Genomic DNA, 22,538 nt, shown 5'->3' on the forward strand with positions numbered 1-22,538 from the left:
ATAAATAGTTATGCGTCTTTGTCTTATCATATGTACATATAAAAGACCTGAAGCCATAAAGAGGCTGCTCGTATCTGTAAAAAAGCAATCGTTACCACCCAATCAGGTAGTGATAGTTGATGCTTCTGAAGACCAAAAAACCCGACAGGCAGTAAACTCTTTGCATTTGGAGAATTTAGAGTACTATCAGGTAGAAAAAAAGCATAGAGGACTTACGAAACAAAGAAACTTTGGAATTAGCAAAGTGAAAGACAGTATAGAGGTAACGTGTTTTTTAGATGATGATGTTACATTGAAAAAAAAGTGCTTAGAAGAGCTTATCAACACATATAAACTTAAAAAAAATGCTATTGCTGTAGGTGGGTATATTACCAATGAAGTAAAGTGGTCACCTATTGATAAAACGATTACAGGTAACCGCTTTTTTCAATATGACGGATATTATCGAAAAGAAAGTAGTCGTTTTTTACTTCGAAGGGTTCTGGGGTTAAACCCAGATCAGCCTCCCGGAATATATCCAAAGTATGGCCATGGCCGAAGTATAAGCTTTCTTCCACCATCTGGTAAAATTTATCCCACCGAGCAGCTAATAGGAGCTATTTCCTCTTTTAAAACAGATATACTAAGAACTGTAAAGTTTTCAGAATACTTTGAAGGTTACGGACTTTATGAAGATGCTGATTTTTGTTTCAGAATTCTTCCTCTGGGAAAACTGTATGTAAATACAGCCGCAAGATGTGAACATCACCACGATCCTTCCGGAAGACCACATAAATTTAAGTATGGGAAAATGGTAGTCAGAAATGGCTGGTATGTTTGGAAAGTGCGCTATCCTGAATTCTCTTTTGTGAATTCATTAAAATGGCACTCCATTACTCTTTTACTTTCCACCTTACGCTTTTTAAACTTTTTTACTACCAAAGATCGCTACGGTGCTCTTCAGGAAGCTGGCGGGCGTTTTTACGGATGGGTAAGTCTGATTGCTAATAAACCTAAACCATTGGCAAAATGAAACTTACAGTAGTCACTCACACAATTCATAATACACATGGCACTACCTATTCGGCATATGCACCTTACGTAAAAGAGATGAATATTTGGTTCAAACATTTTAACCGGGTAGAGGTAGTAGCTCCATTAAGCCCATGTAAACAACCACTAACACAAGCATACGCTACCCAAATTTCTTTAATAAAAGTACCTGGTTTTCAAATTACCGGAGTGCTGGAAGTTCTAAAAACCATTGTCAAAGTACCGGTGATCATTTTTTATCTTTTCCGGGCTTTTGCTCACACCGACCATATTCATATTAGATGCCCTGGTAATATGGGGCTTTTAGGATGCCTTGTACAAATTTTCTTCCCCAAAAAACACAAGACCGTAAAGTATGCCGGAAACTGGGATCCACAGTCAAAACAACCTGTTTCTTACCGTCTTCAGAAATGGATACTTAACAATGTTTTCTTAACTAAGAACACCAAAGTATTGGTATATGGTGAATGGCCGGATACATCTAAAAATATTGTGCCTTTTTTTACCGCTACGTATCAGGAAGCAGAGAAAGAGCCTTTATCTGTAAGAACCTACCGCAAAGATCTGAAATTTGCCTTTGTCGGTACTTTATCACCCGGAAAACGTCCGTTATTTGCCATTCAGCTTATTGAAGAACTTCAAAAACTGGGATATGAAGCAACGCTGGATATTCTGGGAGATGGCGTTATGTTTGAAACATTACGCACGTATATCACCCAGCATGAATTGCATACAGGTATTCATCTCCATGGTAATCTATCAGCCAACAAAGTCAAACAGCATTTAAAAGAAAGTCATTTTCTTATATTACCTTCACAAAGCGAAGGATGGCCTAAAGCAGTGGCAGAAGCCATGTTTTGGGGAGCCATTCCTATCACCTCAAAAGTATCTTGTCTTCCCTGGATGCTCGATAATGGAAAACGTGGTATTTTAATAGAAAATAATCTGGTAGAGGCTGTAAAAAAGATAGATTCTGTACTCAAAAACAAAGATCTGTTACCTATACTATCAGATACGGCAGCCCAATGGTCACGCATATATACTTTGGAATATTTTGAAGAGGCGCTGAAGAAATTAATCAATACCTAAAAAGTATGAAAAAAGAAATTGACAAAACCCTTGAAGTAAATAAAGAACAGGCTGCTTTTTACAACAACCCTTCACGAAAAAAAAATCTGGCTACCCGTATATGGTATTTGTTACGAAATAAAACCCTGGGAACCTACAGAAAGAAATTTAATATTTCTGAAAAAGTATATAAAACACATCTTGAGTGGATAGACCAAAAAAAACTTTCGGAAATGAAAGTGCTTGACCTGGGTTGTTATGAGGGTAACCATCTCTCTTTACATCTGGCAAGACATGCAAAAAGCTATCTGGGTATTGACCTTAGTGAAAAAGGTATTTCCAAACTATTAAACAAAATTGAGGAAGAACAACTGCCTCACGCTTCCGTTCAGGTAGTTGATTTTCTTTCCGATGATTTTAAAGAATCCGAGTTTGATCTTATTTATGCATACGGGGTTCTCCATCATTTTCCCGATGTAAATATCCTGATAAAACGTCTTAATCAAAAATTAGCCCCTAAAGGAAGAATTATTGCTTATGACCCACTGGAAACGTACTGGCTTCTTAAACTGGTAAGAAGTGCCTACCGCCCCTTCCAAAATGATAAAAAATGGGAATGGCCGTTTAACCGGAAAACCATATATATATTTGAAAATAATTTTCAGATACTGGATTTTCATGGGGTTTTGGGTGCCTCCAAATGGGGAATCCTCATTAATTTGCTTCCGCTGTCGCAACCATATAAAGAAAAATGGATTCGCTCTTTAATTGAGAAAGACTGGAGTACCAAGAAGCATATTTCTAAAGTGTTTAATTGCATGCACCTTACCATGTATCTTGAAAAAAACAGTTAGGGATGAAAGTGCTACAGCTTATAGATTCCCTGCAAACCGGAGGTGCTGAGAAGGTAGCCGTATATTGTGCAAATGCCCTGCTTACGCAACCTGTTGTTCCATTTCTTTGCACCACCCGATCAGAGGGTCCCCTTAAAGCTGAGATAAATGCACATGTAAACTATCTTTTCCTGAAACGCAGATTTGTTTTTGACCGCAGAGCCCTTATAGATCTAAGTGCATTTATAAAGCACCATAAAATAGATATCATTCATGCTCACGGATCTTCTTTTTTTATCGCTTCCCTTATAAAAATAAGGTATCCCAAAATTAAGATCGTATGGCACAATCATCTTGGGAATAGTAAAAACCTTCCTCTTAAAAACCGCTTTCTATTAAAACTGGCTTCACTTGGGTTTAGTGCAGTCATAACCGTTAATAAAGACATCACTGCCTGGGTTAAAAAATCGTTATACTGCAAAAAAGTATATTACATACCCAATTTTGTTATACTAAAAAACAATGCCTCTAAAAACAGCACCGTTTTAAAAGGAGAAGAAGGAAAACGCATGGTTTGTTTGAGCAATCTAAGAGATCCCAAAGGCCATGAAACACTTTTAAAGGCCTTTTTAGAGGTAAGCCGGTCACACCCGTTGTGGTCATTACACCTTGTAGGCAGAGATCAGCAGGATCTGTATTCAGAAACATTGAAAAGCTTTATAACCCGAAACAAACTGGAAAAAAGAGTATTTTTATACGGAGAAAGGGCAGATGTATCTCATATCCTGAAACAAAGTACTATTGGCATTATCAGCTCTCTTTCCGAAGGGCTTCCGCTGGCCTTATTAGAATATGGTATTTCTAAACTACCCGTAATAAGTACAAATGTAGGCGATTGTGACCAGGTAATTATTGAAGAGAAAACCGGTTTGCTGGTACCTCCCGGAGAACCTGCACAACTTGCGGCAGCAATAGAAAAACTAATTAAAAATGTTCATTACAGAAATCAACTGGCTATAAATCTCGAAAAACACGTAAATGAGAATTTCAATATAAAAACCTATATGACAAGACTATACAGTATGTATGCAGCGATCACAAATTAAAAACATACAAAATACAAAAGAGCTTAGGTGGCTACTACTTCATGTGGTCCTGGGTGTTGCCATATATCTAGTTCCGGCCCTGGCAAAAGCATGGGGGCTCCTGGTCTTAAGTCTGGGTGTCTTAATTATTTTTAACACCAAAAACCGCAATCACGAAGTATTACTTTTTTGCGGATATATGGTGGGTAGTGATGTTTTTCTACGAATGACCGGCGGAGATTTCTTTTATGAGCAAATAAAATATTCAATAATTGTGCTTCTGGTACTTAGCATGTTTGTAAACAGAATTTCCTCAAAAAGCATCTGGTACCTTCTCTATGCTGTACTTTTGATACCCGGAATATTTGTGGCTGCATACGATTTTTCATATGAATCTGATCTCAGAAAATCCTTATCTTTTAATTTAAGCGGCCCTATATGCCTGGCCGTTTGTGCAATTTACTGCTATGAAAGAAATGTTTCGTTTCGAACCTTACAAAACATTCTCTTTTTTACACTACTTCCTATAATCACCATGACCATTTATCTGTTTATATTTACGCCAAATCTACAAGACGTGATTACAGGTACACAGTCTAACTTTGAGGCCTCCGGAGGGTTTGGGCCCAATCAGGTAAGTACCATTTTGGGGTTAGGCATGTTTATACTATTTATTCGGTTTTTCTTTTTTTCCAATACACTCCTCTGGAAATTGATAAACCTGGGGTTACTGGCAGCAGTAGCCTATCGCGGACTTCTCACCTTCTCCCGCGGTGGTATCATTACTGCTACAGTTATTAGTATAGCTGCTATTTTAAGCATTATGTATTTTACCAATAAGACCCGGGTAAAACGTAAAGTATTGACAGGGTTATCGCTTTTATCCTTAGTTTTTTTAGTAGTTTGGATGTATTCAAATGTCATTTCCAAAGGACTACTCGAAAAACGCTATAATAACCAGAATGCAGCAGGAATAGAAAAAGAAGATGTAAGTACCGGAAGGTTAGACCTTATAGAAACCGAGCTTATTGCATTTTTCGAAAATCCCATTTTCGGAATAGGTGTTGGAAACAACAAATTTCACCGTAAACAAATTACAGGAATCGACTCTGCAGCACATAATGAAGTAAGTAGAACCATTGCAGAACATGGCTCCCTGGGCATATTGGCATTTATGATTGTTTTTCTAACACCGGTAACGCGATTCCTTACCACACACAGAAATGTCTTTTTCTTTTCCTTTTTCCTATTTTGGTTCTTAACTATTAATCACAGTGCCATGCGAATAGCTGCGCCTGCTTTTATCTATGCATTGTCACTACTAACCATCACCTCTGAAAACAATACTCTACATAGGGAACAAACTACAGCCTAAAGGCCGTACGCCTACGACCATAGATATCCTTGGCCCGCTTCTCGAAAAAGAAGGGTACACCCTTTTTTACGCTTCCTCCAAAAAAAACAAAGTTCTAAGACTTATTCATATGGCATTTGCCTGTTTACAATATCGAAATCGGGTAGATCTGGTCCTCATTGACACCTACAGTACGCTCAACTTTTTTTATGCGGTCGTAACTGCATCGATATGCAACCATTTAAAGCTACCTTACATACCCATTCTTCACGGAGGCAATCTTGAAAAAAGGCTTAAAAAACAACCGGGACTTTCAAAACTTCTGTTTACCAAAGCAAAATGCTTAATAGCTCCTTCGCTATTTTTGAAAAATATCTTTAATACCTATGGTTATACCAACATTCACTACATTCCCAATTCAATTTCTCTTGAAAAGTATCCTTTTAAGCTTAGAGAAAAAACCCTTCCCCGGTTGTTTTGGCTACGGGCTTTTGCAAACATCTATCATCCCGAAATGGCCATTTCTGTTTTTAAGAAATTAAAACTATCCCACGCTAACACTGCGTTGTGTATGGTAGGCCCTGAAAAAGACGGGAGTTTGAAAAGGTGCAGGGAATACAGCAAGACAAACAAACTGGATGTACAGTTTACAGGAAGACTTACAAAAGATGAATGGATATCATTGTCTAATGACTATTCTATTTTTATTAATACTTCCCGGTTTGACAATGCCCCTGTTAGTATTATAGAGGCTATGGCTCTGGGTATTCCTGTAGTTTCTACCAATGCTGGCGGAATTCCCTTTCTAATTAAACACGAAAAAAATGGTTTACTCGTTAATTGTGAAGATACCCATGCAATGATAAATGAGGTTATCAAGCTTATTAATGATCCCGAACTCGCAAAAAACCTGGCTTTAGAAGCCCGAAAAACAGCAGAGCAATTTAACTGGGAGATCATAAAAGAAAAGTGGTTTGAAATATTGAATACATGATTCACAAACTAATATATAGAGTCGGGCAAAAAATACGAAACCCTTCTATCAGGAAGTGGTATCACTTTCTAAAGGAATCGGAGAAGTGGCCCCGGGAAAAACTGGAAACCTACCAACTTCAAAAACTAAGATATCTAATTGATTTTGCAGATACACATTCTCCTTATTACCAGAATTTATTTAAGGAAAAAGGATTGTCTTCAGCTGATATTAAATCCCTGAAGGATATTAAAAAATTCCCCACTATCTCTAAAGAAGAACTTATTAAATACAATCGTGATATACATACCAACTATCCCTTCAAAAAAAAGTTTGTTGCAACCACTTCAGGGTCCTCTGGTAACACTCTCTCTTTTAACAGGGACGAATCTGCCGATTCTTTTAACAGGGCTTCCATATTCAGAGGGTATAGTTGGCACCTGGTACATCCCTGGGAGCGAAACGGCTATTTTTGGGGATATAACTTTTCCTTTACAGAGCGTTTAAAAGTGAAGTTATTAGATACATTGCAAAACCGCTTTCGCATTTTTACATACAAAGAGCAGGAACTTGTGAAATTTGCCCGAAAGCTTCAATATGCTTCTTATCTTCACGGTTATTCATCCATGATCTATGAAACTGCAAAATGTATTAATGTTATGGATCTGCCAAAACCAAAAAAATTAAAAATGGTAAAGGGTACTTCAGAAAAAATATTTCCATATTACCAGCAAGAGATACAAAAAGCATTTGGACAGAGAATAATTAGCGAATATGGAGCTACCGAATCAGGGATCATTGCTTTTGAATGCCCTTCCGGAAATATGCACATTAATATGGAAGGTGTATTGGTTGAAGAAGTTGATAATGAAATACTGGTAACTAATCTGGAAATGCATTCCTTTCCCGTAATACGTTATAAATTGGGAGATTACATAAAACTGGGAACAGGTCTTAAAACATGTGCATGCGGACGTGATCATACCATTCTTGAAGAGGTGACCGGAAGAGTGGGAAACAAAATAATAGGAAAAGACCAGGAATACCCAAGTCTTTATTTTTATTACATTTTTAAAAACCTTTCACTTAACAAAAACCTTGAACTGTCTTATCAGGTAATTCAAAGAGAGAAAGGAAAACTGGAGTTTTATATTTTGGAAGAGATGAATGCAAATGAAAAACAACTGTTAATAAGCGAAATAAGGCATCATTTTGGGAACGATATTCTATTTACAATTTACCAAGGGAAACCCAAAGAACAATATACAGGAAAAACCAAAAGTTTTATATCGTACCTTTAAAATATGTCGTCCACTTCTTACATACATTTTGAGATCTCAGAACGCAGAATACTTCTTAAAGCAGTAGATGTTTTAAGTATACTCCTGGGATTGTATGCAGTAAGTTCTATTTTTGATTTTGAATATTTTACGCTGGCTTCCAATAACTGGGAATGGATATTTGTATTGGTTGTGTATTTTATTTTTTTTGCACATGTCTTTGAACTCTACGACCTTCAAAAGTCCAGTAAATATGATATAATTTTCCCCAACATACTCATGGTATGTTTTTTTACCGTATTGTTATATCTTTTAACCCCTTTTCTTACTCCGGTACTTCCGGATAACCGCTTACAAATTGTTTATTTTTTCTTTGCTATCACGTTTTCACTTTTATTTTGGAGATGGGCATATTCATTTTTTATCGCATCCCCGGTTTTTAATAAAAATTATCTTATTATAGGTAACTACGATGAGATTATGATAACTCATAATGCCATTATAGAAAGTACAGGTAACGCCAATATTGTGGGCTATTATCTTTTAGATCATTCTGCACGGATGCCCAAAGGTTTTCCCGGCATAAAAGAGATCAAAGATACTTCTCTATTGGAAGAGGTGAGAAAGAACCGGGTTTCAGAGATCATTATTGCCAATAATTTGCAAAGTGCTTTTTCACAAAACATGTTTCAGGAACTTATTCTGTTACTCGAAAGCGGTGTTCCTATAAGAGAGTATGCACAGGTATATGAAGAACTTACCAGCAGAGTACCGGTTCAATACATAGGGACTGAATTTTATCGGTATTTCCCTTTTAGCAGAAGTAACCAGAACCGACTGTATCTCTTTGTAAACAGGTTGATTGATATTTTTTTCGGGGTTTTAGGCCTGTTATTTATGATAGTGATCCTGCCTCTTATATGTACAGGGAACCTTATAGCAAACAGAGGGCCGGTTTTTTATTCACAACAGAGAATCGGGAGAAACGGGATCCCTTTTTATATATACAAGTTTCGCACCATGATACCAGACGCCGAAACACAAGGTGCCCGATGGGCAGTTAAAAACGATTATCGGGTTACACGTTTTGGACGTTTATTACGAAATTCAAGACTTGATGAGGTTCCCCAGTTCTACAATGTGCTAAGAGGACACATGAGCCTTATAGGGCCTCGCCCGGAACGCCCCGAATTTATTATGCAACTTTCACAAAAGCTTCCTTTTTATGAAACAAGGCATATTGTAAAACCCGGCATTACCGGGTGGGCCCAGGTACATTTTAAGTATGGGGCTTCCCATGAAGATAGTCTTACCAAACTACAATATGACCTTTACTACATTAAGCATCGAAGTTTTTTTCTAGATATGCGTATCGTTATCAAAACACTAAGTACCATCATGTTTTACAGAGGGCACTAAACCTGTTTTTTTCGGGCTATGGCAAACAGCAGCAGTAATACACTTAACAGCACCGCAATACGGGCTATATAATCACCGTATTTCACATATACTGTATGCTTTTCATTGAGGGTAACCTCTCCCATAACACTGCCTTTTTGGTTATATCCTAATGACCGTACGATCTCGCCTTTTGGGTTAATAATGGCCGAAATACCCGTATTGGCACTTCTGGCAATACTTCTTCGGGTTTCTATAGCCCTCAATCGGGAATAACTAAGGTGTTGTTTATGGCCCTGTGTAGTACCCCACCAACCATCATTTGTAATAATTGCCAGAAAATTGGCGCCCTCCTTAATATATTCAGTAACAAACTCGCCGTAAACCGATTCATAACAAATAATAGGCCCGGCTTTGTAGTTACCGTCAGCCGATGTGAAAACGGTTCTGTTTTCCTGTATGGCACGGGTAGCAATGGTTCCTCCCAGGTCCAGCATTATATTTCCTAAAACAGGTTCCAAAAAGTTTTTAAAGGGCAAGGTCTCTACACCCACCACCAATTTCGATTTAATATAAAACTCAGGCGGAGCGTTCTTTTTAATAAAAACAGCAGTGTTAAAATAATCGGCCCAGTCTCCTCTGGAAGTACGATTCGCAAAAGGAGTAGGTCTCTCACTTTGCAGGTACAGACGAAACATATCTGCACCGGTGAGAAAGTTTACTTTAGGATGTGTATCAATAAGACTCCTTATCAATGCATATTCCCGGGTAAATACAAATTGGTCCATAGGGGTCATTCTGGACAATGTAGTTTCCGGAGCAATTACAAAATCTATCTCTGTTACATCATGCACTTGGGTCAATGAAAGTAACTCACTTACAGTTTCAATATTATCACGCTCGTATTTTTCAGTATAGGGATCTACATTGGGCTGTAGTACAATTACGGTAGCTGTATTGCCTGTGTTTTGGTAAGTAGCAAACATCCATAAGGAGATGATCACAGGGAGAATTACCCATGCTAACTGAATGCCTGCCGCTTTCATGACCTTTTTAATATTTTTGGTATGCAGATATTTTTCCCATATTCTGAATACACCAATATTCACTATCCATATCCATAAGCTTCCGCCAAAAACACCGGTATATTCATACCACTGTATCCACTGGTAATATTCAGAAAAAACATTACCCAGGTTTAACCAGGGCCAGGAAAAGGGCCAGTTAAGATGAAATTTCTCAAAAGCGATCCATATGGCCGGCAAAAACACTAAATGGATCTTGGCAGGTAATTTTCTTGCTACAAAATGAAAAATACTAAAAACAAAAGCCATTAAAAAGGCATTAACCAATATGGCAAAGAACATCCCAAATACAGAAGAGTTCCATAACCACCAGGTTGTGATCGTATTCCACACTACAAAAGATATATAAGAATACAGCAAAACACGTATCCATTTTCTAGGTTCTGTAGAAGTACGTATTTTCTTTTCTACAATAAGCAATGGTAAAAAACCAAAAAAAATGAGAAAAGGAAGTCCGTAAGTGGGCCAGGCAGCAGCTAAAAGCAGACCTGAAAGCAACGATAGTATAAATAGCTTTTTCATATTAGAAAGCACTAAAGAGTTTGAGAGAATGCGTGGCTCCATATGTTAAGGAGATACCAATTGAAGATGTAAAGCAGAATCTTGTAAGATGATCCATAAAACACAAAAAAGTGATGTTTTTACTATACGAAGAAGTACACAATTGTGGTGTTTGTTTGTTACTGTTGTGCATAGTACAATAATACAAACAAATACCGAAAAGGAAAGTTTATTCCTATTTTGATTTTTGAGAAAAACGCTTTCCGGGAGTTCAATTTCCTATCTCTTCCAGTTTCACGTTATCAGTATTCAGTTTATACTGGAGCCAGCGCATAAGGCGTTCCTGCTCCCGATTTTTGTTTTCTAATGGTATACTGTCTGACCATTTTACCAGAAAAACAGCTAGTGTATCGGTAGTTTTGAAATTAGTTTTGATAACTGATGAGAAACCGATTTCTTTGAGATTTTCATAATTAATGCGAGCTTCATCAATAATATTCTGGAACGGTATTTTATTAAATGGCAATTTACCCAAACGAATGATCTCATCCTCCAGAATCCGGATCTGAGCTTCCATATTCGTTATTTCGGCCTTTTTAGTTTCATATAATTCACTAACGTAGTTAAACTTCTGTTCAGAATCATCTTTGCTTCCCTGAACAATACGCAGTTCTACATCAGTTAATTTGGAGTATTTGTTTTTCTGTATTTCCCAGGTTTGCAGAACACTATTGGGTATTACCTCATCTCCCATAAAAACCAGTTCAATAAAAGAGCCTGTATCTTTGTGGTATTCAAGATCGGTAAGATCTTCCAGAAATCTTCCGGAACCAGAAAACTGATAGGCAACTATGTTTTCTTCAATGAATTGATTGGCCTGATTTCTGAAAAGTGACTCCTGAAAAACATTATAAAACGTGTAACCTGCCGGTATCATAACAATTAGCGCTACTATAGAAGCTATTCTTGCAATTCGTTTTCTGCGTTTGGAATTAGCATAACGCACCATTGGAAAACGCAGTAATTTAAGAACGATAAAAGTAGCCAACCCAATAAAGATGGTATTGATTATGAACAGATAGAGTGCCCCGGAAGCATACCCGAAATTACCAATAGCAAGACCAAAACCAACAGTACATAGCGGAGGCATTAGAGCAGTTGCAATAGCTACTCCGTAAATCACACTGGCAATAGTACCTTTTTTAGCTCGGGCAATTACCAGGGCAAGCCCGCCAAAAAAAGCGATGAGTACATCTCTTATATCCGGTGCTGTTCGCGCCAGTAACTCAGATGATTCATCACGAAGGGGGAAAAAGCGAAAAAAGAGGAATGCTGTTAGCACACTCAGTACTACCATGACCCCAAAATTTTTGAGCGATCTTCGCAAAGTATCAATATCATTAATGGCCAGAGACATACCCATACCCAATATAGGGCCCATTAATGGTGAAATAAGCATGGCTCCGATCACCACTGCGGTAGAATTGGCATTTAACCCCACAGATGCTATAAAAATGGAACAAATAAGAATCCAGGAAGTATGTCCTTTAAAAGGAATATCATCAATAATAGAAGCAATAGTTGCCTTCTGATCAGTGTTATGCCTAATATCCAGCAACTCTGACAAAAAGCGCTTAAGACTCCCTAACAAGCCACTAAAGTCTTTTTTAACTTCTTCCCCGCTATTCTGATTGGGGGATTGAGGTGTTGTTTCTTTTAAAGGGGTTTCATCCATATTGCTGTTTTACGCCAAATGCTCTCCAAACCTATCTTTTACCTTTTTAAGGACTTCCTTAATATCCTGTTCTTTTTCCTTGGGATATATGAGCAATACTTCTTCTTTATCAACAATGATATAATTCTCTATTCCGTCAATAACCACAATTTTATCTTTAGAAGTACGTATCATATTTCCCGAAGCATCTTCAGACAATACTTTTGCGTGTACTACTGCATTGTCATTATCATCTTTAGGCAACTTCTCATACAACGATCCCCATGTACCAAGATCGTTCCAGTCAAAAGTTGCCGGAAGAACATAGATAGATGAAGAATATTCTAAGATAGCATAATCAATGGAGATATTTTCTGCCCGGGCATAATTTTCTTTAATAAATATTGTTTCTTCCGGCGTATTATAGCTTTCAATACCTTTTTCAAAAACAGCAAATAAATCAGGCTGATACGCTTTAAAAGCTTCCACAATTGTGTGGGCACTCCACATAAAGATGCCCGCATTCCAAAGAAAGTTACCCTGATCTAAAAATTTTTGGGCGGTTTGGTAATCGGGTTTTTCTCTAAACTGGTCCACTTTTTTTATGGATGTATCTGCCGACTTTTGGTATTCAATATATCCATAACCGGTATTCGGGAAGGACGGTTCGATACCAAGTGTAAGCAAAAAATTTTCTTGGCTACAGGCATCAAAACAGGTTTTAACGTTGGCCATAAAAGCTTCTTCGTTCTCTATCCAATGGTCACTGGGGGCTACGATCATAACGGCATCGGGGTTCTCTTTTTGAATTTTAAGAGCTGCATATAAAATGCACGGTGCCGTATTACGCATGGCCGGCTCAAGCAATACCTGTTTAGAGGTTACTTCTGGCAACTGTTGAAGTACTAAATCACTGTAACGTTCATTGGTAAGTATTAATATCTGATCTTTAGGAATAAACTTTGCCAACCTGTGAAATGTTTTTTGGATAAGTGTTTGTCCCGCGCCCAGCATATCGTGAAACTGCTTGGGGAAAGAAGATGTGCTCACAGGCCAGAAGCGGGAACCTACTCCTCCTGCCATTAAAACGGCATAATAATTCTTATTCATAGGCTAAAAATATTTTTTATATGTTTTATACTCTTCTACCAACTAAAAACCAACATTTTTCAGGAATGGATCACCTCCACTTCAGCGTTGGGATTAAACAAATAGGTCTTACCGGTTTTCACCTCAATGCATTCATAGCGTTTTATTCGTTTATTACCTTTTTTAAATATCCTGCCATTGTATATCCGAAAAACGCTACCCAATGGTAATTCAAAAATATAGTTTTTATCATTTATCGGGTCGTATTGTTTGAGTGCAAGGGATAATTCGGCATCTGTATCACTACTCGCTTTAGGATTACGAAAGTGCCTTGCCAGTAACGGTAACAATTTTGAAGGGAAAATATCAGGATGTATAAAAGGTAACATTAACCGTTGAAAAGTTTGCTTCCATTCTAAACCGTGCGGTTTAATACTTATTCCATATTTTTTATAGGCAACGAGATGTGCGATCTCATGAACAAGCGTGATAAGGAACTTGTATTTATTTAATGAGGCATTAACAGTTATTTTATGAGAACCGTTTGGCATTTTTCTATAATCGCCATGACGAGTAATACGTTCATTAACAATACTGAGATGTACCTCATTGGCTTTTATAAGTTCAAAACAACTTGCAACAGCCCGCTCTGGCAAATATTTTTCAAGAATTTGCTGCATGAAACAAAAATATGTTTTTCATGCTAGATGAGAACCCTCAATGTTAAGATTTTTCAGCACAGTTGATGAAGGGTTTCTTTTTGGTAATATGTCTGAGTGAAGATCACATATTACTAATTTGGAAAGGTCTCATTAAGATATCTGCTCATCACTATGGGGTGCTGCTACTTACCTGTAGTAATTTCCCGTTGTAGAATTTATTACCTTTTAGTGCAAAATCATAAATGTACGATGCCATTTCTGTGGCACTTACGGGTGCTTTGTACCCGGGGAATGCTTCTTCCAGCATCTCGGTTTGTACGGCTCCCAGGGCCAGTACATTAAACGCAGGGCCGGTTTCCTTATATTCTTCGGCCAGCAACTCACTTAAGGTAATCAAGGCCCCTTTTGATGAACTATAAGCAGAAAGTCCCGGAAATTTTGCGCTTCCCTGAACACCTCCCATACTGCTAATATTTACCACATGCCCGTCTGCAGGCATAAATGGAAGGGCCATACGCATAATCTGAGCCGGGCCAAAAACATTTACACTATACACCTCTTCAAAATCTTCTGTCACAGTTTCAGAAAAAGCCTTGTGAATTAGTTTACCTGCATTATTTATCAATACATCCACATGCTTCCAGTTATTCTCTAAAAATGACCGAAGCTGTTCGTAATGAGCTTCTTTTCCAAGATCAAAAGAAAAGCAGGTAATATTTGGATGCTTCAAGGACGTGATAGGGTGTGTATTTCGTGATAAAGCCAATACCTGGTGACCTGCATCTGCAAAACATTTGGCCGTTTCAAAGCCAATGCCTCTGCTGGCACCTGTTATAATAACATTTTTCATATGGCATTCCGTTTAAAAAAATCCTTTTTCAGATTACTCATTCATTTGTATTTCCTGCTTACGTGTACCTGCCATTTTTTCCAAGGCAGGAATGATCTCATTGGTAAGATAGGCAATATGTGCCATATTCATCTGCCCCACTTCATCATCTACGTGGTGATAGTAATCGAAATTAGTAAAGTCAAACGTGCAAATAGTTTGGGAAGGTACTTTGAATTCCTGATAAAAAGGGTAGTTATCAGACCTTTGAAAAAGGTTATATTCTTTGGCTGTAGGCAGATATCCTAATGTTTTTTTACCGGTGTATTCATTAAATTTTTCGGCCATGTTGCTTTTTTCATAACCCGTAACATAAGCCAGGTAATCCTTACCGGTCAATGGCACCCCTACCATTTCAAAATTGACCATGGTATATAGAGAGAAATTTTGCGCTTTTAATTTTTTTGCCAAATGATAAGACCCGAGAAGGCCCTTCTCCTCTGCTGAGAACAGGACAAACAAAAGGCTTCTTTTATTACTTTTCTGTTTACCGAAATATTTAGCAATTTCTACCACTGCCGTGGTTCCCGAAGCATTGTCATTTGCACCGTTAGCAATAGAATCTCCATTTACATTCTTAGCAAACCCTATATGGTCATAATGAGCCCCGATCACAATGAACTCATCTTTGAGTTTGGGATCGTTTCCTTCAACAACACCCACTACATTATAGGCTACTTTTTTAAAGTTAGAGAGGGTGTCTTTGTAGGTTTCAAAATAAGGCATAACCCCATTTTCTTTAAAGATATCTTCAATATATGTGGCTGCCAATTCAATTCCTTTCGTACCTGTGTCTCTTCCTTCAAGATCATCGGAAGCAAGATAATTCATAATGGTAGTTACCGAAGTGGTAGGAACGGTTTTTATGGTAGCTGCTACCCCGTTTGACTCTCCTTTCGCATCTTTTAATACAGATTCAGGCCGTAGCACGCCGGTAGATGATTTACAGGCAATAAGAAGTAGGGCAAAAACAAAGGTTAACAGATAGTTTTTCATTTCCATAAAATTAATTAAACATAAAAGCATCCTGAACCTTAAGGTATAACAGGATGCCTGATTTTATATAAACATGCGTATTTTAAGCAAGCATGGTAACAGGATTCTCCAGATATGCCCTCAGGGTCTGCAAAAACTGTGCCCCTGTTGCACCATCAACGGTTCTGTGATCACAGGCAAGCGTTACCTTCATTGTATTACCTACAACAATCGCACCATTCTTAACTACCGGCTTTTGAACAATGGCTCCTACCGAAAGTATGGCCGAATTTGGCTGATTGATTATGGAAGTAAACTCCTGAATACCAAACATACCAAGATTTGACACAGTAAATGTACTCCCTTCCATTTCCTGAGGGGTAATTTTCTTGTTTCTGGCCTTTTCTGCCAGATCTTTAATACTGGCACCTATACGGCTCAATGACATCTGGTCTGTGAAACGCAGTACCGGTACTACCAAACCTTCATCTACGGCTACAGCTACCCCCAAATGTATATGGCGGTTGTAACGGGTAGTATCTCCCTGCCATGAAGTATTAACCTGCGGATGTTTTCTGAGTGCCATTGCACAGGCTTTCACTACCATATCATTATAAGATATCTTGGTATCTGGTAAAAGATTGATCTGCGAGCGCGAGGCCATGGCATTATCCATATCTACTTCAATAGTAAGATAATAATGGGGTGCCGTAAATTTAGATTCTCCCAAGCGTTTGGCAATCACTTTACGCATCTGAGAGTTCTTAACGTCTTCAAACTGTTCTTCACCTGCAGGAACAAAGGCATTTGCCTGAGCGGCAACGGTCCCGGTTTCTGTGGTTACCTCTGGTTGAGGAGCGGTTGCCGCTGCGGGATCATAACTCTCAATATCTCGTTTAATGATCCTTCCATTCTCTCCCGTGCCTTTTACAGTAGTAAGGTCTATCCCTTTTTCTGCTGCCATTTTCTTAGCTAAAGGAGAAGCAAACACTCTGCCTCCGGTAGTTTCCGAAGGCGTTTGAGGAGCAGTTACAGACGTTGAACTCTCTGTGGTAACAGAGGTTGTATCTTCTTTGTTTTCAGATTTGGAAGTGGTTTTACTACCGGTAGATGCAGAAAGCACCTCATCTACATTGGTACCTTCGGGGCCTATAACAGCTAATACTGAATCTACGGGAGCAGACTCGCCTTCCTGAATACCTATGTGAAGTAATTGTCCTGTGTAGAAAGATTCAAACTCCATAGTTGCCTTATCAGTCTCTATTTCTGCCAGGATATCTCCTTCTTCTACATTATCTCCTACTTTTTTCAACCAACTGGCTACGGTACCTTCTTCCATCGTGTCGCTCAATCTGGGCATGGTCACTACGTGTACATCATCGGGGATAGATGTAACTGACTCTTCTTCATCTACTTCATTTTCAGAAGCAGTTTCTTCTTCTTTAGAAGAGGCTTCATTTTGTTCCTGGGCACCACCACTGTCAAGTAAGGCAGAAATATCTTCTCCTTCTTCCCCAACAATAGCCAGCAAAGCATCTACAGGAGCTCCGTCTCCTTCCTGAATACCGATATGCAGAAGTGTACCGGAGTAGAAAGATTCAAATTCCATCGTAGCCTTGTCGGTTTCTATTTCGGCCAGGATATCTCCTTCTTCTACTTTATCTCCTACTTTTTTCAGCCATTTAGCAACCACACCTTCTTCCATGGTGTCGCTAAGCCTGGGCATGTTTATGATCTCTGCCATTTACTTATAATTTATGAGGTAAAAAAGGATAGTCTTTTTGTTCATACACTACATCATACATCACATTCTTTTCCGGATATGGAGAATCTTCTGCAAATTTCTGACATTCGGCTACTAATGCTTTTACGCGGGCATCAATTTCTGCTACTTCCTCATCAGTAGCATATTTTTTCTCCTTAATCACGTCCAGCACCTGGGTGATGGGATCTATTTTTTTATATTCTTCTACTTCTTCTTTCGTTCTGTAGTGTTGCGCATCAGACATGGAGTGTCCGCGGTAACGATAGGTTTTTATCTCCAGAAAAGTAGGGCCATTACCACTACGGGCTCTTTCAATAGCTTCACTCACTGCTTCGGCTACCTTTACGGGGTTCATACCATCTACGGGCCCACAAGGCATTTCATAACCCAATCCCAGTTTCCATATTTCTGTATGATTGGCAGAACGCTCTACCGAGGTTCCCATAGCATACCCATTGTTTTCAACAATAAAGACTACCGGAAGCTTCCATAACATGGCAAGGTTCAGCGTTTCGTGAAGTGATCCCTGGCGTACGGCACCATCTCCCATATAAGTAAGGGTTACCGAATCTCTGTCGAAATATTTATCAGCAAAAGCAATACCTGCTCCAAGCGGAATTTGTCCGCCAACAATACCGTGGCCACCATAAAAGCGATGTTCTTTAGAGAAAATATGCATAGAACCTCCCAATCCCTGAGAAGTACCTGTTCCTTTGCCATACAGTTCTGCCATGACCTTTTTAGGGTCAACTCCCATACCTATGGGTTGAACATGATTTCGATAGGCTGTGATCATTCGGTCCTTGGTCAGGTCCATTGCGTGAAGTGACCCGGCTAAAACAGCCTCCTGGCCATTGTAAAGATGGAGAAACCCTCTTACTTTTTGTTGAATATATACTGCTGCCAGTTTATCTTCAAATTTTCTCCAGAAAAGCATATCCTCGTACCATTTCAGGTACACCTCTTTGGTAACTTTCTTCATGTGCGGATGTTAATATTTGATGCGCTTTAAAAAACGAAATACAAAAGTAACATATTAAATACAAAGACAAAAAATGAAAAACCAATTATCTTTCTTTTTTGTTGAATATGGAAAAGTATAAAAAGCCGGAATTTACAGAAATGAATTATCAAAAGATAAAGGTAACAGATTTCGAACGGAAGCTGAGTATATTACTGTACCGGCGGCTCCCATAAAATATACCGGTATATCTGCCTTCTGTTTTACCTCATACTCTAAAAGTGATTGTCTGCAAGCCCCACAGGGAGGTGCCGGATTTTTAACCTCATATGTTTCAGAAGCAGCCGTCACGGCTATTGCCTTTATAGATACTCGCGGAAACCGCGCACCCGCATAATAAACAGCAACTCTTTCTGCGCAAAGACCGGAGGGATAACTGGCATTTTCCTGATTATTACCGGTAACTACTTCTCCGTTCTCAAGAAGTATGGCAGCCCCTACATTAAACTTTGAATATGGTGCATACGCCCTTTTTCTTGCCAATACAGCTTCATCCATGAGTGATTGTATCTCCGGAGGCAGTGACAGCATATCTTCATATACGGCAAATGAAGTAGTTATATGTAAGGGTTTCATTTTCAAACAGGAAATCTGTTAAAACTCAAAGTATTCCTGACCAAAGTTAAGGGTTAGTGAAAAACGAAGGGTATTCTCTAACGGATTTCGCACCTGAGATGTTGAGAACAGATAAGAAACATCAATGGTAGCTGCTTTAAATTTAAAGCCGGCACCCATTGTAAAAAATTTACGAGCTCCTTTTTCATCACTTTCGTTAAAGTACCCGGTTCGTAAGGCAAAGGCATCCTGGTACCAGTACTCTGCTCCCAGGGCCCAGGTAATTTCCTGAAGTTCTTCACCAAACCCATCGGGGGCATCTCCAAATGATTCAAAAATACCACTTAGAAAACCTATATTTTGATATTCTTCATTATCGGTGGCATCAATAACCCCATCGTTATTGAAATCCTGTGGAGTTGGTACCAGTAATTTATTGAATTCCGTATTAATGGCCAGTTTGTTATATTCATCAAATATAAAGTCAAAGCCTCCTCCAAACTTTAAATTAGTAGGAAGGAAATTTTGCTGTCCGCCTTCATCATATTCAATTTTGGGCCCTATATTGGAAACATTAAAACCAAAACGCCACCGCCCGTCAAAAGTATTATATGGTATTTCTTCAGATTGGTAATATCCTGCTACATCTACAGCAAATGAGTTTCCCGCACGTGCATTGGCATCTACCTGTTGCAGTCTCAGGTTAGAGCGAATATATCTACCTGCAATTGCCATGGAAAAACGATCGCTTAATTTTAGGGAATACGACCCGTCTATTGAAAGTTCATTGGGTTTTACAATCTCTCCAGGGTCACTGGCCGATTGTCGTAATTCTATTTCTCCAAGGCCGAAATAACGAAGGCTAAAAGCAAAGGCACTTCGTTCATTGATACGGTTATAAAAATTAGCCTGTAACAGTGATATATCATTTACAAGTTCTGCCAGATAGGGTGTATAACTAAACCCTACGCCAAATTGTTGTTCGGAAAAAGCATATTTCGCAGGGTTCCATTGTTGAGAATACGCATCAGGAGAAGACGCTACTCCAATATCACCCATACCAGAAGACCTCGCATCAGAAGCTATAAGAAGAAAAGGCACCCCGGGAACGATCACCCGGGATTGTTCATCCTGGGCCGAGAGACGAAAAAACATAAGGAGGAGAACTAAGGGCAAATATACTTTTTTCATGTAAGAAAAATTTTAACAAATATAACTTAATATTAGCGGACTACAAGTTTTTTGATTCTTGAAGTTTCAATTTGATAACGCGAATTTGTCTGTATTCTTATACAAAATGATAAAGCTTTTTATAATTATATTAACATATTGCTGATGTAGTTGTTTATTATATACTTGAAAACGGGTTTATCTCCATATATTTCCAGACAATACCCTTCGGGAATTAAACAGGAGGCAAAGAACTTAAAATTGTATTCGAAAATAACATAATAAGGTATAATAAAAAAGTGTTTATAGCGTTTTAAGCATGTTGTTAACGAATAAAAATGTGATTCCTATAATCAGGATTAACAGAGTTGAAAATTTGATGTTAATTGCTATATTGCACCGATATTTTGGATAACTCAAATCTTATCTTATGAAAATTGTTTCTTTTAAAACCCTACTGCTTGCCGCTATGGTGGTAGCCACGTCTTCCGGATGTAAAAAAAATACATCCAAAAATACGTCCAGAGCTACCGGTTGGCAAATTAATTCAAAAGACGGCGGCTTTCAGTACAACACGAGTTTCAGGGACCAGGAAACGGCTCCGGGCCTTGTGTTTGTTGAGGGAGGTACTTTTACTATGGGAAAAGTTCAGGACGATATTATGCACGACTGGAACAATACCCCTACCCAACAGCACGTGCAGTCTTTCTACATGGATGAAACCGAGGTCACTAATGTAATGTACCTGGAATACCTGGATTACCTTAAAAAAGTGTATCCGCCTGATGATCCCCGCTATGCCAATATCTATAACGGAGCACTTCCCGATACCCTGGTATGGAGAAACCGTCTTGGGTATAATGAAGTAATGACCAACAATTACCTACGCCATCCTGCCTATGCAGAGTATCCCGTAGTTGGAGTAAACTGGGTACAGGCCGTACAGTTTAGCGAGTGGCGTACAGACCGTGTTAACGAAGCGGTACTTGAGCGTGAGGGTTTTATCGAAAAAGGAACCAAATACGCTGTGCTTGATGGTGATGTTGGAGGCACTTTCAGCACCCGTGCATATTTGGAAAGCCCTTCATCCATATACAGTGGTCAAATAGACTCACTACAGGGAAAAGCTAAAAAAGATTCAGTAAACGTTTACGCTAAGCAAACCAGTGGGATCATTTTACCAGACTACCGACTTCCCACAGAAACCGAATGGGAATATGCAGCTATGGCTTTGGTAGGACAGCGAGAGTATAATAACTACAGAGGTAGAAAAAAATATCCGTGGGAAGGTGATTATACCCGATCCGGGAAAAGAGTAAGCCGTGGAGATCAACTCGCCAACTTCAAACAGGGAAAAGGTGATTATGGAGGGATTGCAGGCTGGTCTGACGATGGCGCCGATATTACCGCACAGGTAAAAAGCTATCCTCCCAACGATTTTGGGCTCTATGATATGGCGGGAAATGTAGCCGAGTGGGTTGCTGATGTTTACCGCCCCATAGTAGATGACGAAGCCAATGACTTTAACTATTACAGAGGGAATGTATATACCAAAACCTCTATAGGGGAAGATGGTAAAGTAGAGATCGTTTCCATTGACAATATTGTGTATGACACCTTAAGTAACGGTCGCATTGTAGCTCGGGACCTTCCCGGAGAACTCGCTACAGTTCCCATTACCAAAGAAGACGCATATTTACGTCCTAACTTTTCAGATAGTGACAATCGCGGATACCGTGACGGAGACCTGGGCTCTACCCGATTCTACAATCGTTTCGCTGAGGATATTGACGAAGAAGGCGGTAACGTGCGTATGTACAATTCTCCGAAACACAGTGTCTCCAAAGATTCACTTGGAAACATCATTAAAGAGTATGACCGCGATGAGCGTACCACCCTTATAGATGATGAAGTAAGAGTATATAAAGGTGGTTCCTGGAGAGACCGTGCTTACTGGTTGGATCCGTCGCAACGCCGATATCTGCCACAATATATGGCTACCGATTATATAGGTTTCCGTTGTGCTATGTCCCGAGTGGGATCGAAATCCAAAAAGAAAAAAACACCTAGAGGTTAAAATAATAACCCT

19 protein-coding genes are annotated in these 22,538 nt (G+C 38.9%); 9 read left to right on the forward strand and 10 right to left on the reverse strand.

Features of this window, described 5'->3' with window-relative positions; genetic code table 11:
- Positions 1–10 precede the first annotated feature (10 nt).
- The 8 genes from WAO84_RS12335 (at position 11) to WAO84_RS12370 (ending at position 9,044) form a co-directional block, all read left to right on the forward strand.
- The gene (locus tag WAO84_RS12335; RefSeq protein ID WP_340066127.1) at positions 11–1,012 is read left to right on the forward strand and encodes a glycosyltransferase family 2 protein; all 1,002 of its coding nucleotides are present in this window, start codon (positions 11–13) and stop codon (positions 1,010–1,012) included.
- Entirely contained in the window at positions 1,009–2,121 is a 1,113-nt protein-coding gene (locus tag WAO84_RS12340; protein ID WP_340066129.1) for a glycosyltransferase, read from the forward strand. Before WAO84_RS12335 ends, WAO84_RS12340 begins: the two co-directional genes overlap by 4 nt.
- A gap of 5 nt (positions 2,122–2,126) precedes the next feature.
- On the forward strand, positions 2,127–2,954 hold the full coding sequence (locus WAO84_RS12345) for a class I SAM-dependent methyltransferase (RefSeq protein WP_340066130.1): 828 nt from the start codon (positions 2,127–2,129) through the stop codon (positions 2,952–2,954).
- A 2-nt stretch (positions 2,955–2,956) separates the two neighbouring features.
- The gene (locus WAO84_RS12350; protein ID WP_340066131.1) at positions 2,957–4,039 is read left to right on the forward strand and encodes a glycosyltransferase; all 1,083 of its coding nucleotides are present in this window, start codon (positions 2,957–2,959) and stop codon (positions 4,037–4,039) included.
- A complete protein-coding gene (locus WAO84_RS12355; RefSeq protein ID WP_340066132.1) occupies positions 4,020–5,393 on the forward strand; it encodes an O-antigen ligase family protein in 1,374 nt (457 codons plus the stop codon). Before WAO84_RS12350 ends, WAO84_RS12355 begins: the two co-directional genes overlap by 20 nt.
- Before the next feature lie 109 nt (positions 5,394–5,502).
- On the forward strand, positions 5,503–6,366 hold the full coding sequence (locus tag WAO84_RS12360) for a glycosyltransferase family 4 protein (RefSeq protein ID WP_340066134.1): 864 nt from the start codon (positions 5,503–5,505) through the stop codon (positions 6,364–6,366).
- The gene (locus WAO84_RS12365; RefSeq protein ID WP_340066135.1) at positions 6,363–7,646 is read left to right on the forward strand and encodes a phenylacetate--CoA ligase family protein; all 1,284 of its coding nucleotides are present in this window, start codon (positions 6,363–6,365) and stop codon (positions 7,644–7,646) included. The genes WAO84_RS12360 and WAO84_RS12365 overlap by 4 nt, the downstream gene beginning before the upstream one ends.
- Before the next feature lie 3 nt (positions 7,647–7,649).
- The gene (locus WAO84_RS12370) at positions 7,650–9,044 is read left to right on the forward strand and encodes a sugar transferase (protein ID WP_340066136.1); all 1,395 of its coding nucleotides are present in this window, start codon (positions 7,650–7,652) and stop codon (positions 9,042–9,044) included.
- Here WAO84_RS12370 and lnt read toward each other — a convergent pair.
- The 10 genes from lnt to porV all read right to left on the reverse strand — a co-directional run bounded on the left by lnt (position 9,041) and on the right by porV (position 20,470).
- Entirely contained in the window at positions 9,041–10,630 is a 1,590-nt protein-coding gene (gene lnt, locus WAO84_RS12375) for an apolipoprotein N-acyltransferase (RefSeq protein WP_340066137.1), read from the reverse strand. The genes WAO84_RS12370 and lnt overlap by 4 nt on opposite strands.
- Before the next feature lie 250 nt (positions 10,631–10,880).
- Positions 10,881–12,344, reverse strand: a complete 1,464-nt coding sequence (locus tag WAO84_RS12380; RefSeq protein ID WP_340066138.1) for a DUF389 domain-containing protein — start codon at positions 12,342–12,344, stop codon at positions 10,881–10,883.
- A gap of 9 nt (positions 12,345–12,353) precedes the next feature.
- Positions 12,354–13,433: a mannose-1-phosphate guanylyltransferase gene (locus tag WAO84_RS12385; protein WP_340066140.1), complete on the reverse strand. Its 1,080-nt coding sequence runs from the start codon at positions 13,431–13,433 to the stop codon at positions 12,354–12,356.
- 59 nt (positions 13,434–13,492) lie between these two features.
- Positions 13,493–14,092: a SprT-like domain-containing protein gene (locus WAO84_RS12390; RefSeq protein ID WP_340066141.1), complete on the reverse strand. Its 600-nt coding sequence runs from the start codon at positions 14,090–14,092 to the stop codon at positions 13,493–13,495.
- Positions 14,093–14,243: 151 nt separating this feature from the next.
- A complete protein-coding gene (locus tag WAO84_RS12395; protein ID WP_340066142.1) occupies positions 14,244–14,924 on the reverse strand; it encodes an SDR family NAD(P)-dependent oxidoreductase in 681 nt (226 codons plus the stop codon).
- A 33-nt stretch (positions 14,925–14,957) separates the two neighbouring features.
- Positions 14,958–15,959: a M28 family metallopeptidase gene (locus WAO84_RS12400; protein WP_340066144.1), complete on the reverse strand. Its 1,002-nt coding sequence runs from the start codon at positions 15,957–15,959 to the stop codon at positions 14,958–14,960.
- Positions 15,960–16,041: 82 nt separating this feature from the next.
- Entirely contained in the window at positions 16,042–17,682 is a 1,641-nt protein-coding gene (locus WAO84_RS12405) for a pyruvate dehydrogenase complex dihydrolipoamide acetyltransferase (RefSeq protein WP_340066146.1), read from the reverse strand.
- A gap of 4 nt (positions 17,683–17,686) precedes the next feature.
- Entirely contained in the window at positions 17,687–18,685 is a 999-nt protein-coding gene (gene pdhA / locus WAO84_RS12410) for a pyruvate dehydrogenase (acetyl-transferring) E1 component subunit alpha (RefSeq protein WP_340066148.1), read from the reverse strand.
- 132 nt (positions 18,686–18,817) lie between these two features.
- Positions 18,818–19,300 carry a cytidine deaminase gene (gene cdd / locus WAO84_RS12415; RefSeq protein WP_340066149.1) on the reverse strand — a complete coding sequence of 161 codons (483 nt, stop codon included), beginning with the start codon at positions 19,298–19,300 and terminating at the stop codon, positions 18,818–18,820.
- Positions 19,301–19,318: 18 nt separating this feature from the next.
- Positions 19,319–20,470, reverse strand: a complete 1,152-nt coding sequence (gene porV / locus WAO84_RS12420) for a type IX secretion system outer membrane channel protein PorV (RefSeq protein ID WP_340066150.1) — start codon at positions 20,468–20,470, stop codon at positions 19,319–19,321.
- A 409-nt stretch (positions 20,471–20,879) separates the two neighbouring features.
- Between porV and gldJ the strand changes: the two genes are divergently transcribed.
- Positions 20,880–22,526: a gliding motility lipoprotein GldJ gene (gldJ, locus tag WAO84_RS12425; protein WP_340066151.1), complete on the forward strand. Its 1,647-nt coding sequence runs from the start codon at positions 20,880–20,882 to the stop codon at positions 22,524–22,526.
- Positions 22,527–22,538 lie beyond the last annotated feature (12 nt).

This window comes from Ascidiimonas aurantiaca (assembly GCF_037646345.1).
GTDB lineage: Bacteria > Bacteroidota > Bacteroidia > Flavobacteriales > Flavobacteriaceae > Ascidiimonas > Ascidiimonas aurantiaca.

Coding starts and splice junctions, on each gene's coding strand:
- WAO84_RS12365 (WP_340066135.1), top strand. CDS start 6,363: ATGATTCACAAACTAATATATAGAGTCGGGCAAAAAATACGAAACCCT.
- WAO84_RS12350 (WP_340066131.1), top strand. CDS start 2,957: ATGAAAGTGCTACAGCTTATAGATTCCCTGCAAACCGGAGGTGCTGAG.
- WAO84_RS12360 (WP_340066134.1), top strand. CDS start 5,503: ATGGCATTTGCCTGTTTACAATATCGAAATCGGGTAGATCTGGTCCTC.
- WAO84_RS12395 (WP_340066142.1), bottom strand. CDS start 14,924: ATGAAAAATGTTATTATAACAGGTGCCAGCAGAGGCATTGGCTTTGAA.
- WAO84_RS12385 (WP_340066140.1), bottom strand. CDS start 13,433: ATGAATAAGAATTATTATGCCGTTTTAATGGCAGGAGGAGTAGGTTCC.
- WAO84_RS12340 (WP_340066129.1), top strand. CDS start 1,009: ATGAAACTTACAGTAGTCACTCACACAATTCATAATACACATGGCACT.
- gldJ (WP_340066151.1), top strand. CDS start 20,880: ATGAAAATTGTTTCTTTTAAAACCCTACTGCTTGCCGCTATGGTGGTA.
- WAO84_RS12390 (WP_340066141.1), bottom strand. CDS start 14,092: ATGCAGCAAATTCTTGAAAAATATTTGCCAGAGCGGGCTGTTGCAAGT.
- cdd (WP_340066149.1), bottom strand. CDS start 19,300: ATGAAACCCTTACATATAACTACTTCATTTGCCGTATATGAAGATATG.
- lnt (WP_340066137.1), bottom strand. CDS start 10,630: ATGAAAAAGCTATTTATACTATCGTTGCTTTCAGGTCTGCTTTTAGCT.
- WAO84_RS12380 (WP_340066138.1), bottom strand. CDS start 12,344: ATGGATGAAACCCCTTTAAAAGAAACAACACCTCAATCCCCCAATCAG.
- porV (WP_340066150.1), bottom strand. CDS start 20,470: ATGAAAAAAGTATATTTGCCCTTAGTTCTCCTCCTTATGTTTTTTCGT.
- WAO84_RS12345 (WP_340066130.1), top strand. CDS start 2,127: ATGAAAAAAGAAATTGACAAAACCCTTGAAGTAAATAAAGAACAGGCT.
- WAO84_RS12355 (WP_340066132.1), top strand. CDS start 4,020: ATGCAGCGATCACAAATTAAAAACATACAAAATACAAAAGAGCTTAGG.
- WAO84_RS12405 (WP_340066146.1), bottom strand. CDS start 17,682: ATGGCAGAGATCATAAACATGCCCAGGCTTAGCGACACCATGGAAGAA.
- pdhA (WP_340066148.1), bottom strand. CDS start 18,685: ATGAAGAAAGTTACCAAAGAGGTGTACCTGAAATGGTACGAGGATATG.
- WAO84_RS12370 (WP_340066136.1), top strand. CDS start 7,650: ATGTCGTCCACTTCTTACATACATTTTGAGATCTCAGAACGCAGAATA.
- WAO84_RS12400 (WP_340066144.1), bottom strand. CDS start 15,959: ATGAAAAACTATCTGTTAACCTTTGTTTTTGCCCTACTTCTTATTGCC.
- WAO84_RS12335 (WP_340066127.1), top strand. CDS start 11: ATGCGTCTTTGTCTTATCATATGTACATATAAAAGACCTGAAGCCATA.